The organism is Paenibacillus sp. J22P277, from assembly GCF_059383675.1.
The window spans coordinates 600,460-614,594 of the sequence record NZ_JBXENS010000005.1 but is presented as its reverse complement, the minus strand read 5'-3'; the positions used below and the strand labels follow the sequence as shown (position 1 = coordinate 614,594).

Genomic DNA, 14,135 nt, shown 5'->3' with positions numbered 1-14,135 from the left:
ACGATATTATTAAAGGACTGCGCCGTCAACGGATTCATGAACCATCTATTCGCTCGGAAGCAGGCTTACCGCGGACCGTAACGATTTTTTTCGTAAATGGAGCCATTATTACCGAAGGCAACGAAAAGAAGCCTGCAGCTCATGCACGCTTCTTTTCGTTCATGCCGGCGAATGACGGCCGATTCGAACCGGTCGGCGGAGCTTATGTTTAGATCGGCAGCGGCGCTTCGGGCGACACCAGCTGCATCTCTCGCATGTCCCGCCAAAATTCAGCCGGGATGGCCTCCTGCAACGCAGCCTGATCTTCCGCGATTCGCTCCGGGCGGCTGGCGCCGGGAATCACGGCCGCAACGGCCGGATGCGCGAGCGAAAACTGGATCGCCGCCGCCTTCAAACTGATGCCGTAGCGCTGCGCGACGCTTTTGATTCGCTCGACTTTGGCGATGATCTCCGGACTCGCCTTCTGATACTCGAAGTGCGTGCCTCCCGCCAGAATGCCCGAGCTGTACGGACCGCCGACGATGATAGCGATGTTATGCGCTGCCGCCGCGGGCATCAACCGTTGGAGCGCTCTCCCGTGGTCGAGCAGCGTATAGCGTCCGGCCAGCAGGCTGACGTCCGGCTGCGCCTCTTCCAGCTCCATCGCGATCTCGATCGGTTCTACGCGATTGACCCCGAGGCCCCAGGACGCGATGACGCCTTCGTCGCGGAGCCGGGTCAATGCCCGGAATGCTCCCTTGCGGGACGCCTCGAAATGCACCAGCCACTCGTCTCCGTAGAAGTCCTGCGCGATATCGTGGACGTAGACTATATCCAGGCGATCGGTTTTCAGCCGGACCAAGCTTTGCTCGATCGAACGCAAGGTGCCGTCTTCGCTGTAATCGACGATCAGCTTGTTCTTGTTGCCATACTGGAACACGCCTCCCTTCTCGCCCAAGTCGCGCGCGGCAGGGTCTTCGAGTTCCTCCGAGATATAACGGCCTACTTTCGTGCTGAGCACGTACTCGTCCCGCTTATAGGAAGCTAATCCCTCCCCGAGCCGGGATTCCGCCAGCCCGGCGCCGTAGAATGGCGCGGTATCGAAGTAACGAATGCCCTGCTCCCAGGCCGCCTGCACGGTCGCCATCGCTTCTTCCTCCGGAATGGCGCGGAACATGTTGCCGAGCGGAGCGGTACCAAAGCCCAATTTCCCTTTCAATCGGTCTCGAATCACGAATCTATTCCTCCTAAGCTAAGCCTGTTTGCCGGACGTGCATGCATGTATCGGGTGACGCCTTAGTGTTTTATTTATGGCGCCGTTTATGCGGATTCCGGTGCGTAATCGACGAATGTCGTTCGTACGACGCATTCACTCGCATTCGCGGTCGACGTATCCGTCGCTCTCCGCCAGTACGACTCGCCAGTTGTCGTCGGTGCTCGAGCGGATCGTGCCTTGCTTTCGGATATAATCGACCGCCAGTTCCGACATATCCGACGCAACCTCCCGGATAACCGGCCGATTCCGGAACATGTCGTAGTCGCCGCCTCCCGCTGCCCGATAGTTGTTCATCACGACGCCCAGCTCCTCGTCCGGCGCAATAGGCGCTCCATGCCGGTTCAGCTTCACGACCCGTTTGCCGACCGGCTCGGCGATGTTCAGCTCGTATTCGATCCCCGCCCACATGTCGTAATTGTAATGCTGTGCCTTCGGCTCCATAAATTGCCGGCTGACGGTCAATCGACCATCCGTTCCAATGGCGAAATAACTGGCCGAACGCTCCAGCGCCTCGCGGATGGCTTGTCCGGTCAGCCGCAATACGGTCAGCGTATTCGGATAAACGAAGGTGGTCAGGACATCGCGCATCGTAATGTTCGGACCGAATCCTTGGGTGTCTTCGGCGAGCAGGGAAGCCGCGGAGACATCGGCTCCCGCCGCCTCCATCTGAACGCGATGAATGAAGGAAATGAACGGATGCGGAGCCGCTCGGCAGGAGAACGGGCTCGCTATCCGCATATCCCCCTCAAGCTTGCCGATCGGCTGATCCAGCCACGCTTGCGTTTCCGATTCGCATGACTCTGTCAACTGCAGGACCCGTTCATCCGGCATCGTCGATGCGTCCGGCATCAGAAGCTCCGTCCGCTTATCCGCGATCCGGTAACGTCCCTCCTCATGAACCAACGACACCGAAATTTTCCCAACCGCTTGTCCGTTGCAGCCCGGCTGCACGACGGCGACGCCGTTGATTTCCCTCGCGATCAAGCGATGCTGATGACCGGTAACGAGCACGTCGATGCCCGCGATTTCCGTACACAGGGCATAAGCCTGATTCTCGCCGGTGAGCTCCTCGGCGAATTCGCCCGCAAGCTCAAGCTCCCGCTCGAAGCCGCCATGATAGCTGACGACAAGCAGATCCGGCGCTTCCTCCGCATGAATGCTGGCCACCAAGCTTCGCACTGTCTCCACGGCGTCCAGAAATGTCAAGCCAACGATGTGTTGCGGATGTTCCCAATTCGGAATATGGGAGGTCGTCGCCCCGAGGATCACGACCTTCGCTCCGCAGGCAAGCCATTTCACGATATACGGCTTTCCGAATGCCGGCTCTCCGGTTCGCGCATCCGCAATGTTCGCGGACAGCCACGGGAAGTCGGAATCCCCCATCGCATGGCGCAGCAGGGGCAAGCCGTAATTGAACTCGTGATTGCCTGGAACGATGGCGTCATAGCCCAGCTCGTTCAAGACCGGGATGAACGGATGAGCCTCGTCCTCCCGCGACCTTCCCGCGGCATAAGCCGCCAGCGGCGAGCCCTGCAGCAGATCCCCGTTGTCGATCAAGATCAGCTCCGGCTCGAGCGCGCGTTCCTTGCGGATCAGCGTCGCCAGCTTGGCCAGCCCGTCCTGCCTTTCCTGCCCCGTCCGATAGTCCGTCTCGCGAATATATCCGTGAAGATCGCTCGTCGCGAGGATCACGCAGGTTACGGGAGTCTTAGCGGCGGACATCATCTCCGCCCCCTGTCATCATCTCCTCGTCATCTTCCAGTAGCTTATAGTGCCTCAAAGCCCATGCAATGCCGTTCTCGTCTACCGATCCCGTAACGAATTCCGCTAGATCCTTGATGCTCTGATCGCCATTGCCCATCGCAATCCCATGGCCAACGGACAACAGCATGTCCTTGTCATTGAACGCGTCTCCGAATGCAAAGGTATCCTCCCTGGCAAATCCGTACCGCGCCATGCACCAACGAACCGCTTGCGACTTTCCGGCCTCTTTGGGTATCAAGTTGACTAAATAGGGATCGGACCAATTCGTGATGTAATCGTCGAGATAGGGTTCGAATAGCGCCGCTTCGTCCTGCGTGATATATAAATGCCCTTGGTAGAGCGGCGTGTCTTGTTCGAATTCGTCCCTCGCCGCCGGCAACGACGCGTTGAAGTTACGCCAAACCGTCGTGACGCGATCATCGATCCCGTTCACGATAACGCCGTTCTTATCATAACCGCCGTAAGATAAACGGTTTGTTTTCGCGATCCGTATAATATGACCCATCGAAGCGAGCAGAATTTGATTCTCGTACACGATCTCTCCTGCTTCGTAGATCAGTTGACCGTTCAGCACGCTGATCGCATCGAACGACAGCGGAATGGCTTCTTGGATGAACCGCAGCGATTCGGCTCCTCGTCCGGTTACGACCATAACGGTATGTCCTTGTTCTTGCAGCATCCGCAGCGCTCGAATATTCCCTTCCGGTACTTCCTTCGTCGTATGGCTGAATAACGTGCCGTCGAAATCAAAAAAGAACATCTTTCTCTCCATAGCTGCCGGCACTCCATTCTGAATAGGTTGAAAGCAGACGCCAGACACAAGATTCGTGCCTGGCGCCCGTTCGTTCCGGGATGATTATTTTACCTTCTCGGCTGCCTGCGACAATAAGGAAGCGATATCGCCGCCGCCAATCATGACCGACTCCCACAGGTTGCCCGTTTCCGTCGCGATGTCGCCGGATTTGGCGGTTACCTTGTTGTACGTCATGGGAGTGGAGAGCGCCGCGTTAACTGCGGCAGCCATGTAATACTTCTTCGGATCCGATTTATCGGACGCCAGGAACTGCTTGTACGCCGGAACCTCCAACATCGATTTTCGAATCGGCAGATTCCCCGAATTGATCAGCCAGTCCGCGTTTTCCTCGGCGCCGGACAGAAATTTGATCAGCAGCCAGGCGGCGACGCGCTGCTCGTCGGTCGCATTCGCGAAGATCGCGTAGTCTTCTCCTTTGGACAACGCCACCGGCGTTGCGGGATCCTTTTGCGGAACCGGCGCTACTGCGAGCTCGAACTTCTTCTGGCCAGCTTCCGGATTGGGAATCGCGAACGGCACGCCCGCGGCCGCCCCGACATACATGTAGGTTTCTTCCATGACGAACCCGTTGCTGCTCGTTTTGCCGCCCGCGCTCGGCATAAGCGCAGGCATGGTAAAGTAACCTTTCGTCATATTGCCTTTGTAGAACTCCAATGCGCTTTTCGTCGCGTCATTGTCGATGTCCGCCGTGCCGTCGGCGGCAACGTAAGGGCTTCCCCATTGCTGGGACATCAGCTTGAATGCGGCATCCCCGTAGGAATTGTCGAAGCTGAAGCCGGGTTTGCCCGTATCGTCCTTGATGGTTTGACTGTCTTCCACGATATCATCCCAAGTCTGCGGCGCCGCCCAGCCCTTCGCGTCAAAATACGTCTTGTTGTACACCAATACGTCCGTCGTTTTCTTGTTGGTCGGAAATCCGTACAGCGTCCCCTCGGGACCGAAGCTTTTGGCCTCGTCGAGATAGATCGGGTAGAAATCCGCCTGCTCCTCGCTCGAGAATCCGATCTCGCCGTCAGCGTAATAGGGCAGGAGATCCACGATGGCGCCGCTGTCGATATATTCCGGGAAGGTGCCGGCATCTAAATTGGATAAGGTCGGCGTGCTCTTCGAAACAATGTTTTGCGTCAGCTTTTTCGCCAATTCGTCCACTCTGCCTTGCGCGGAAAAATCAACTTTTATATTGGGATATCGGGTCCGGAAGTCATCGACCATTTGTTCCAAAAACGGAAGATTGCTGGCTCCCGTACTCGTCCAGAAGGAAATCGAGACGTCCTTCTTATCCGTCACGACGGCCTGAACGGCTTTCTCCAATCCGCCGGTCGCGCCTGCTTCGCCATTCGCGCCGTTTCCGCTGCCGCATGCCGTCAATGCCATTGCTATCGTCAAAACCGAACTTGTCGTGACTAACTTTCTCATCGTAGCGCCTCCCGTTTTCCATCCTGTTTTCCTATCGCTTTTTATCGCCTGCTGCGCTATGTGAAGGGTCCGGACGATCTGCCGGCAGATCGCCGATACGCCGTATATGAAGCACGATTCAGCCCTTGAGGCCGCCTTTGTCCATTCCCGAAAGGATATATTTCTTAAGAAGCAAGAAGAGCAGCACCAGCGGAATGATGACCATGGTTGCGGCGGCCATCTGCAGCTCGTACTGGATTCGTCCGGTATCGCTGGTAAAGGCATTTTGCAAGCCGTTCGATACAAGCCGCTTGCTGTCGTCCGTCGTGATCAAATTCGGCCATGCATAAGCGTCCCAGATCCAGATCGTCGACAATATCATCGTCGTCACGACGGACGACTTGGACAAGGGCAGCACGACTTTCTTCAGATATTGAAAATGGCTCACGCCGTCCACCCGCGACACGAGGTACAGCTCGTCGGGTACCTGCTTGAAGGTCTGCCTCAGCAAGTAAATATTAAAAGGGTTGATGCAATACGGAACGATTAACGCCTGCCAGCTGTTCATCCACTCCAGCTTCGACACGGTCATGAAATTCGTAATGATCAGCATCTCCTGCGGAACCATCATCGTGCCGAGCACCGCGAAAAATAACAGCGTCTTCCCCCGGAAGCGTAATCTCGCGAACGCGAAGGCCGCCAATACCGTAACCGCCGTACTGATGGCCACTACGGCGATCGCGACGAAGACCGTGTTGGACAGGTACCTTAGAAAAGGCGCTTTGATCAAAGCATCCAGAAAATTCTGAAAGCGAAGCTCGGCAGGAATCATCGTCGGCGGCGTCCTCAGCAATTCCACGCTCGATTTCAAGGACGTGTTGATCATCCAGTAGAACGGCACGAGCATGAGGGATACCGCAATCGTGAGCAAGAGATAGACGGCAAATTTTCTCGCAAGTTGAGTTTTCAATTGTAATGGACCCGCTTTTTGGTTAATTTGAATTGCACGACCGTGACGAGCATGACCAGCAAGACGAGAATCATCGCCGCCGCGCTTGCCTTGCCGATCGAACCCGGGGTCAAATAATCGCCCATCGCGTCCATCATGTAGCCCACCAGCGTAATCATCATCTTGGAGTTGTCTCCCGGCGGACCGTAATGGCTGCCGAACAGCGCGATAACCTGCGCATACGCCTTGAACGCCGTGATGACCGACGTGATGAAGACGTAGACGGTAGTCGGGGATAAGAGCGGCAGCGTGATTTTGCGTATGATGCGCCAATTGCTCGTCCCGTCGACCTTCGCCGCCAAGTAATACTGTTTGTTGATGTTCTGCAATCCGCCCATGAACAGGATGATCTTAAGCGATATCCCCTGCCACACGGTATAGACGAACAGGATAATCAGACAGCGGGCATACGCCTCGTAATAGAGCTTTGGCGAGGAAGCGATGCCTTCTCCCTTGATCCAAGCAACCGGATCGATGCCGAACCAGCCTAATACCGTATTGACGAGCCCGAAGTTCGAATTGAACATGAAGGCAAAGACGAGGCCGGCGGCAATGACGTTCGTTACCTGCGGCAGATAGAACAAGGTCATATAGAAGCCCTGCCAACGTTCAATGGCGTTTAATAGAAGCGAAATCGTCAGCGCGGCGACCATCGAAGCCGGGATGCAGACGAAGGCGATAAACAGCGTATTGATAATCGCCCGGCCGAAGGTGGCGTCTTTGAATATGTCCGCGTAATTTTCCAGGCCGAATCCCGCGAATTCCCCGGTGAGAAACCGATATTCGTTTTTGAACGACGTCAGAAACGTACCCAGTATGGGATACAGAAGGAAGACGGCAAGCAGCACCAGCGCCGGAAGCAAGTAGAGATAGGCCGAGCGATCATAACGCGCTTTCCTTGCGGCTTTCTTCGGCTTCAGCATTGCAGGATCTTCTCCCCTTCCGAATTAAAGATAAATACGGTCCGCGGCCTTGCGCGTAACCGAACGCGATCCCCTTCGCGAAGCACGTCATCCGAATCGCGGTGCATTTGCAAAGGCTGTCCATCGGCGAGCCGGACCTGCACGGTCGACGTTCCGCCCGTTCTTGCGATCGAAACTACGGTTGCCTCGAAGGCATGCTTCCGATTTTCTTTATCCAGCCGTATGCTTTCATGGCGGACGCCGACTTTCACGGGCTGATCGGGCACGGATTCCGGTAACGCAAACCACTCGTCTTTCCCCAGATACAGCTTGTTGGCTTCGATGCTGCCATCGACGAGATTGATCTGCGGACTTCCCAGAAATTCCGCTACGAATTGATTAGCCGGGTTGTCATACACTTCTTGAGGCGGGCCCTGCTGCTGCAGTACGCCATCCTTCAGAATGATTACTTCGTCGCAGATCGACAACGCTTCGTCCTGATCATGCGTCACGAACACCGTCGTGATGCCCGTTTGCTTCTGAATTCGTTTGATCTCGTCCCGGGTTTGCACGCGAAGGCGCGCGTCGAGATTGGAGAGCGGCTCGTCCAATAGGAGGATCGACGGATTTTTGACGATCGCCCTCGCGATGGCTACCCGCTGCTGCTGTCCGCCGGAAAGCTCGGCCGGTTTGCGGTCCAGGTACGCCGTCAGTTCAACGAGCTTGGCCGCTTCTTCCACCAAACTGTTGATATACGCTTTAAAATTCGCCATGGGCGGAGACAACTCGGCAAAACGCTGCTTTAACCGCTTCTTCATTTCCTTTGCGTTCAAGAGCGGAAAGGCAATATTGTCCCATACGGTGAGATGCGGATAGAGCGCATAGTTCTGAAAGACGATGCCTACCCCCCGCTTATCCGAAGGGAGCGCGGTCACGTCGCGATCTCCGAAGTAGATATGCCCGTCGGTTACGTCATGAATGCCGGCGATCATAAACAGCGTCGTGGATTTGCCGCAGCCCGACGGACCCAGAAGCCCGACCAATTTGCCGGACGCGACGGTGAAATCCAGCTCTTTCACGGCAGTGGCCGGCGTTTTCTTGCTGCCGGCAAACGTCTTCGTCACCTGCTCGAGTCTCACCTGCATTACGTTTCCCCTCCGATCCGCGGTTGGTTCTTCAATGTATAATTCGCGGGCAATTCCTCGTCCAAACCGCCGTTCGCCCGTATGCTTTGAATCATGCCATTCCTGACGGTTGCGTCCGTAACAATGCGATCCACGCCATTCGAGAAATCATACCCCATCTCATCGGAAGCAAGGAATTCGTCGACGGCAATATCGTAGTACGTCTCCGGCATCAAGGGCGCACCGTCTTCGAGCGTGATCGTCTCGATCCGTTGCCCGAATGGTTTGGCGTAATCCGCCGTTACCCGTACGCCGCCGAATGCGAGCGGCGAAGCTCCCTCCCGCTTGAGCGTGCAGATGCCGTTCTCGATGTTTCGGATGATATCGCGGCCCCGCAGCTTCATCGTAACGATGCGATTGGCGAAGAATAAGACTTTGTTCAACAGATACAGCGTGATGTTTCCTTGCTTGATGCCGCTCCCCATTCTCCCCGCGTACATCATGGCAATCGCGTTGCCCGTCGCCTCCTGCATTACACGAATCGCCAGCTTCGATAAAGCCGTTCCCTCCGGGAGCACTTCGTTTCCAGCGGATGTCCGATGGACAATATCCGATTTCGCGATGCCGATGACTGCGCCAAGCTCTTCCATGGCCGAGCGATGATAATGATCGACTTGGGCTTGAATTTGTTCATCCGGCTCTATGGGAATCAATGCATCGCTGTAATCGATGAAGCTTGGCGTTACCCGCAGCAAGCGATGATCGTGCGTGAATCGAAGCGTGAGCACGGCAAACCCTTTTCCATGCGATCCTCCCTGCGCCACGGCGACATCATGGATATCGAGGCTCATGAATTGATGCCAGTGGGCGGTAAAGACGCCGGCTAACCCCGGGACTTGCCGGCAAAGCGATATCGCTTCCTCCCCTACCGGCGTTTCGTTGTCGACGCCGTACTTCAATCCGTAATGGGTGAGCGCAATGATCGCGTCCGGCTTACCGAGCGGATCGTTCCCGGCCAGAAGATATTCTACCCATTTTTTGGCTGTTTCCACGCCGTCCGCAATTTCCAGCGCATGAATATCCCGAGGCCGATCGACGTTATCCATCGGTTCTCTCGTAGACAGGCCGATGAAGGCAATTCTCAACCCGTTCCGTTCGACCATGAGATAAGGCTTCACGAAATCCGGCATCGATAATGTCGTTGCGTCCACCACGTTCGCGGCCAGAAAGGTGAACGCTCCCCTTCGCTGCCAAGCTTTCATCGTATCGATGCCGCAATCGAAATCATGATTGCCGACCGCCGAAGCGACCGTTCCGACCGTTCGCATCAGATCCGTTACCGGCTCGCCGCGGAAGTATTCGGCAATCGGGTCGCCTTTAAAGTTATCTCCGCCGAACACGACGATCGTGCCGGGATTGTCCTGCTTGAATCGATTGATCGCGCCTGCCAGCCGCGCACTGCCGAGCGTCCGGTTCGTCGGCAGGATCTCCGCATGAAAATCGTTCACGCATAGGATTGAAATGCGCTTCTCTTCATTCGCCATGCGAACGCCCCCGATCCAGTAGAAATGTCTTCCGCTTCCTAAACCGCCTGCCCATGGGCGTCTGCATAACTTCATAGAGATGAAAGCTCGTAACCGTAAAGGATGAAGCATGCACGGGACAAGCCGACACGATTCGATCCCATTCCTTATCGAAAGCATTGCCGTACGCCAACGTGATATGGGGGCAAAACGGCTCTTGATCATAAGGCTCGTATAGGCCGGCCATAGCCTGATCGATTGCGTGCTGCAGCCCGTGCAGCTTCGTCAGCTCATGCTTGACGTCTACCCACAAGACATGATCGTCGGCATTCGCGAAAGAGCCCAGTCGGTTAAGGCTTAGTTCAAAGCTGTCCAAGCAGATGTTATCCAGCCTTTCAATGGCTGCTTCGGTATCTTCGAGCTCGTTCACGTACAGCAGCGTCAAGTGATAATTCTCCGGCGGCTCGAAGCGGCCCCCGTGCGCATGCGTTTTAAGACAGCCGGCGATTTGGCTCAGCTCGGCTACGATGCGCGCATCAAAGTCAATTGCGATAAACGATTCCATATTCGATTCCAATTCCTCCGTTGCCGCCATTCACATGAATAATTGAAAAATAATTCCTTATAACCTATCGTTTACTATTTTTTGTCGACATGTACACGGCTGCAAGTCGACGATACACCAGAATAATTCAGAGTATCCTTTCGAGTCAATCGGTTTCATGTTAAACGATTGTAAATATTCGCGATTTCGCTTGCATTTTCTCCCAGTAAATTGTCGATTGAGGATCAACCCGAAAATCGACATTACGCCAGAATATATCATAATTAAAATTTATGCTATCCATTTATTTTTAAAAAATTGTAAACCAAGCACCCCTAAACGCAAATAAACCGCAGCTGGCCGCTGCGGCAAAAGTAAAGTTGACTCCTATTCGGGGAAAGCCGATCAGCGGTTCAAATAACCGAACGGTCCCGACGGCGGTCCCAGACGCCGCTTCTCGCGCAGGCCCTTGTATGCCGAGTCCGTCAGCAGCGCCGCGACGATCGCCATGGCCGCCAACGTCCACAATGCCTCGCGTTTCCGCTCGGGCGCACGGTCGAAGTGCGCGTGTCCCAACCGCTGCCGCGCCTGCTTCATGAGGGCGAGCTGCAGGTCGGGATCGTTATGCGCGCCGCCGGCATTGAGACGGAAGCCGTTGCTTTGGCCGGGGCCGTCGAGGCCGTCCTTGACGGTCAGCGTCACGTCGATCCCGAGCTGCGCGCATATATCGAGCAGCGGCTTGGAGAACGCGCCGTACGGAAAAGCCAGCACATGGTTCGGGGCGCCGAGCTCCCGGTCCAGAACGGCATTCGCTTGCGTCAGGTCGGCTTTCACCCGCAGCTTGTACTCCTTCATCGTCTCCCGTCTGCCTTTGTCTTTCAGATACACGGGTCCGGTCAGCGCGGCGATCGAATGCGCTTCCTTCGCATCCGTGGGCTCGTACTTATGAGCGTCATAGGAATGGCTGTAAAACGATATTCCATGCCGCGCCATTTCCTTGACCTGATCCCAGTTCAGCTTGGAAACCCCGGCGTGATGCGGGTTGCCGACCGTGCCGACGATCAGGAAGCTCGTCGCGGGCGCCCCCTGCTTGCGCAAGATCGGATAGGCGTACCGGTAGAAAGATTCATAGCCGTCGTCGAACGTGAGCAGCACCGCGTTATCCGGAACCGGGCTTCCCCGCAGGATGAAATCGCGATATTGGTTCATCGTGATCCAGTGAAAATTGTTGCGCTTCATCAACGCAAGCTGGCGTTCGAACTTGGCGGTCGACAACGAGCCGGCATCATGCGGCCTTTGCTCGACTTCGTGATACATCAGCACGAGCACGCGCCCTTTGTAGTAGACGCCATGCGGTGCATCGGCGCCGGGGCTTAGCCCGTGGTACAAGGGTGCTGCGCCTTCCGGGTCGCCGGCGCCTGCCGCGCTCCCGACGCCGTAGAACAGCCGACCGACATAGGGCATGCGGCCATGGTAAGCCTGAATGGTCAGCACGCAGCATTGTGCGGTAAGTCCCAGCAGCAGCGTAAGCAGTAGGATCATTTTGGTTTTATGGATCATAGGGCCAACTCCCGCGTCGTGTAATTCGATGGCGTTACGGCCAATCGCAAACATCACCTTTATCAACGCGGGAAATTCGTCGGAAGTTGCCGTTTCCGTCATTTAATAGTGGCATAGCGAACGTTTTTTCGAAAATGGCCTTCGTCGTATCGCCTATGCGAAGTTGCAATCCGTCGGTTGGACGTTAAGCAATGCGTGGTTCAGTAAAATTCCTTGACAGGAATATTCCCGATCGGGTATATTCGAATTGGAAATAATTAGCCGATCATCTTTCTTCGCTGCAGCGCAATTTTTCGGAAAGGAGGAACCGACTCATGAACCAAGAGGTCTCTACGTTTATCCAAAATCTCCAGCCGTCGTGGCAGGTCGAACTTTGCAACCGGCTTCGTCAAATGGTCCACGAGACCATACCGGACTTCGAAGAACGGATTCAATACAAAAAGCCGCATTTCCTGAAAAACGGGAAATACGCGGCGGTTATATCGCCTTCCAAGGACGCTGTGGCGTTCATGATCATGAATGCGAACGAACTGGACGTCCCGAAAGGCTTCGAAGGTCCGGCAGAACGAAAATGGCTGAAGATTCGCGAAGGGGAATCCCCTGACTACGGCCTGTTATCCCGACTGCTTGCACAAGCATCCGGCACGCTTTAGAGGATCGAATCAGATCGGCAGACTATGAAACCGGCGACGCTGGGCACTCGCGGATCCCATCCGATCATATAGGCACGAATTGACGCGAAATCACGGATTACCAAGGGAAAAAATAAGGAGGCAATTATATGACGGCACATTTTGCCAACGGACTTGAGCTTACCCGCACGTTCGACGCTCCACGAGAACTCGTATTCAAGGTATGGACGGACCCGGAGCATTTCGCGAAATGGTGGGGGCCGCAAGGCTTCTCCTTGCACGTGGCCAAAATGGACGTTCGCCAGGGCGGCATGTTTCTGGGCAGCCAGAAATCTCCCGAAGGCTTCGTCATGTGGGGCAAGTTTGCGTATCAGGAAGTCGCGCCGCCGGAAAAACTCGTCTTTATCCAGTCGTTCTCCGATGAGGAAGGCAACACGATCCGGGCTCCGTTCGATCCGAACTGGCCGCTCGAGATCATCAATATCCTGACCCTCGCGGAAGAGAACGGCAAGACTTTGCTTACGCTGCAAGGCGGCCCCGTGAACGCCACGGAAGAAGAGCTTGCGGCATTCGAAAAGATGCGTCCGATGGTACAGCAAGGCTTCGGCGGCACGTTTGCTCAGCTGGATGCTTACCTGGCAAGCCAGCAATAATCCCGTTCGATCCTATTAACGGAGCTACATTAGCAAGCGGGCTTTACGACATCGGCCGTCTCGAAGCAGCAGTCCCGGACGTTTTTCCTCGTCCGGGGCTGCTGCTTTTCCGTTTCAGGGCTCGTCGACGGCATGGCTTTATCTTGCGGATCTGCGGCCGGATGACGATCGTATGCACTGCTGCCCGGACGGGCGTACGGCGCCGTTGACGACGGCAACACCGAATGATCTCCCGCGTGAATAACAAAAAACCGCGAGATCGCGGTTTTTGGCCTTGCGCTGCTCTTGTCGCCCGACACCGGAATCGGTTCCGCTTCAGCGCTTAAGCAGGTTGATATGATCGAGATTCGTGCTGCTGTTGAAAATAAACGCGAGTTTGTATTTGCCGCGGTTATAGGTGATTTTCTGCTGAACCAAGGATCCGTTCCGGATGATGCTCGAGCGCGAAGGCGCGCCCCACTGCTTGAAGAGCATTCGCTTCGTGATGCCCCCGATATTCGTCTGGCGTTCGACATTGGTCCCGAAATACCGCATTTCCCGAATCTTGTTCAGCTTGTAGGCGATGGCGTAGCCGGGATGTCCCATCTCCGCCGAATACGAGTCGAAGCCATCCGCGTTCGTTCTCGGCTTGTCCGGCTTGCCGATCAAGCCGATGACGTTCTGACGGGTGCTTACGCCTACCTTCAGCTTGTTTACCGAACCGGGAAATCGGCCATTCAGCGCCGGTTTATAGAAGCTGTTCAGCGTCTTCGAGGCCATCGCCGCGTCTTGGGCGTTCGCTTGCCGCACCTTGATCGCCGCCTCGCCGGCGTCTGCCCGGGCCGCTAACCCGAAGGTAAGTACAAAGCCGGAGAGCGTTACGGCCATTGCTGCTTTACGTAATTTATTCATCGTCATGTCCTCCTGCGTGCGATTCATGGAATGGTTCAAACGCTTCTCCGTTAATTTACCCTGAAGCCG

The 14,135-nt window shown here is 55.6% G+C and carries 13 protein-coding genes; 2 read left to right on the top strand and 11 right to left on the bottom strand.

Annotation, left to right across the window (positions count from 1 at the left end):
* Positions 1-208: 208 nt before the first annotated feature.
* From AC50YL_RS19890 to AC50YL_RS19845, 10 genes are all read right to left on the bottom strand, one after another.
* Positions 209-1,210, bottom strand: a complete 1,002-nt coding sequence (locus AC50YL_RS19890) for an aldo/keto reductase (protein ID WP_494834459.1) — start codon at positions 1,208-1,210, stop codon at positions 209-211.
* 138 nt (positions 1,211-1,348) lie between these two features.
* Positions 1,349-2,980, bottom strand: coding sequence for a bifunctional metallophosphatase/5'-nucleotidase (locus AC50YL_RS19885; protein WP_494834154.1), 1,632 nt, complete (start codon positions 2,978-2,980; stop codon positions 1,349-1,351).
* A complete protein-coding gene (locus tag AC50YL_RS19880; protein ID WP_494834152.1) occupies positions 2,964-3,791 on the bottom strand; it encodes an HAD family hydrolase in 828 nt (275 codons plus the stop codon). The genes AC50YL_RS19885 and AC50YL_RS19880 overlap by 17 nt, the downstream gene beginning before the upstream one ends.
* Positions 3,792-3,875: 84 nt before the next feature.
* Positions 3,876-5,249, bottom strand: a complete 1,374-nt coding sequence (locus tag AC50YL_RS19875; RefSeq protein ID WP_494834150.1) for an extracellular solute-binding protein — start codon at positions 5,247-5,249, stop codon at positions 3,876-3,878.
* A gap of 118 nt (positions 5,250-5,367) precedes the next feature.
* Positions 5,368-6,198: a carbohydrate ABC transporter permease gene (locus tag AC50YL_RS19870; RefSeq protein WP_494834148.1), complete on the bottom strand. Its 831-nt coding sequence runs from the start codon at positions 6,196-6,198 to the stop codon at positions 5,368-5,370.
* Entirely contained in the window at positions 6,195-7,160 is a 966-nt protein-coding gene (locus AC50YL_RS19865) for a carbohydrate ABC transporter permease (protein WP_494834146.1), read from the bottom strand. Before AC50YL_RS19865 ends, AC50YL_RS19870 begins: the two co-directional genes overlap by 4 nt.
* Complete coding sequence (locus AC50YL_RS19860; RefSeq protein WP_494834145.1) at positions 7,154-8,284, bottom strand: ABC transporter ATP-binding protein; 1,131 nt, start codon at positions 8,282-8,284, stop codon at positions 7,154-7,156. Before AC50YL_RS19860 ends, AC50YL_RS19865 begins: the two co-directional genes overlap by 7 nt.
* On the bottom strand, positions 8,284-9,807 hold the full coding sequence (locus tag AC50YL_RS19855; protein ID WP_494834143.1) for a bifunctional metallophosphatase/5'-nucleotidase: 1,524 nt from the start codon (positions 9,805-9,807) through the stop codon (positions 8,284-8,286). The genes AC50YL_RS19860 and AC50YL_RS19855 overlap by 1 nt, the downstream gene beginning before the upstream one ends.
* Positions 9,797-10,351 carry an RNA 2',3'-cyclic phosphodiesterase gene (thpR, locus tag AC50YL_RS19850; RefSeq protein WP_494834142.1) on the bottom strand — a complete coding sequence of 185 codons (555 nt, stop codon included), beginning with the start codon at positions 10,349-10,351 and terminating at the stop codon, positions 9,797-9,799. Before thpR ends, AC50YL_RS19855 begins: the two co-directional genes overlap by 11 nt.
* Before the next feature lie 384 nt (positions 10,352-10,735).
* Positions 10,736-11,890, bottom strand: coding sequence for a polysaccharide deacetylase family protein (locus tag AC50YL_RS19845; protein WP_494834140.1), 1,155 nt, complete (start codon positions 11,888-11,890; stop codon positions 10,736-10,738).
* 314 nt (positions 11,891-12,204) lie between these two features.
* On the opposite strand from AC50YL_RS19845, the gene AC50YL_RS19840 reads away from it, so the two are divergent.
* Together AC50YL_RS19840 and AC50YL_RS19835 are read left to right on the top strand one after the other, a co-directional pair.
* Positions 12,205-12,543: a DUF1801 domain-containing protein gene (locus AC50YL_RS19840; RefSeq protein ID WP_494834139.1), complete on the top strand. Its 339-nt coding sequence runs from the start codon at positions 12,205-12,207 to the stop codon at positions 12,541-12,543.
* A gap of 128 nt (positions 12,544-12,671) precedes the next feature.
* The gene (locus AC50YL_RS19835; RefSeq protein ID WP_494834138.1) at positions 12,672-13,175 is read left to right on the top strand and encodes an SRPBCC family protein; all 504 of its coding nucleotides are present in this window, start codon (positions 12,672-12,674) and stop codon (positions 13,173-13,175) included.
* Between the two features lie 315 nt (positions 13,176-13,490).
* On the opposite strand, the gene AC50YL_RS19830 is transcribed toward AC50YL_RS19835, so the two are convergent.
* Positions 13,491-14,066, bottom strand: a complete 576-nt coding sequence (locus tag AC50YL_RS19830) for a YjgB family protein (protein ID WP_494834137.1) — start codon at positions 14,064-14,066, stop codon at positions 13,491-13,493.
* Between the last annotated feature and the right edge of the window lie 69 nt (positions 14,067-14,135).

Bases quoted from the DNA above. Each gene is read 5' to 3' on its own strand.
- thpR (WP_494834142.1), bottom strand. From the start codon at position 10,351: ATGGAATCGTTTATCGCAATTGACTTTGATGCGCGCATCGTAGCCGAG.
- AC50YL_RS19835 (WP_494834138.1), top strand. From the start codon at position 12,672: ATGACGGCACATTTTGCCAACGGACTTGAGCTTACCCGCACGTTCGAC.
- AC50YL_RS19830 (WP_494834137.1), bottom strand. From the start codon at position 14,066: ATGAATAAATTACGTAAAGCAGCAATGGCCGTAACGCTCTCCGGCTTT.
- AC50YL_RS19855 (WP_494834143.1), bottom strand. From the start codon at position 9,807: ATGGCGAATGAAGAGAAGCGCATTTCAATCCTATGCGTGAACGATTTT.
- AC50YL_RS19885 (WP_494834154.1), bottom strand. From the start codon at position 2,980: ATGATGTCCGCCGCTAAGACTCCCGTAACCTGCGTGATCCTCGCGACG.
- AC50YL_RS19880 (WP_494834152.1), bottom strand. From the start codon at position 3,791: ATGGAGAGAAAGATGTTCTTTTTTGATTTCGACGGCACGTTATTCAGC.
- AC50YL_RS19865 (WP_494834146.1), bottom strand. From the start codon at position 7,160: ATGCTGAAGCCGAAGAAAGCCGCAAGGAAAGCGCGTTATGATCGCTCG.
- AC50YL_RS19845 (WP_494834140.1), bottom strand. From the start codon at position 11,890: ATGATCCATAAAACCAAAATGATCCTACTGCTTACGCTGCTGCTGGGA.
- AC50YL_RS19875 (WP_494834150.1), bottom strand. From the start codon at position 5,249: ATGAGAAAGTTAGTCACGACAAGTTCGGTTTTGACGATAGCAATGGCA.
- AC50YL_RS19840 (WP_494834139.1), top strand. From the start codon at position 12,205: ATGAACCAAGAGGTCTCTACGTTTATCCAAAATCTCCAGCCGTCGTGG.
- AC50YL_RS19860 (WP_494834145.1), bottom strand. From the start codon at position 8,284: ATGCAGGTGAGACTCGAGCAGGTGACGAAGACGTTTGCCGGCAGCAAG.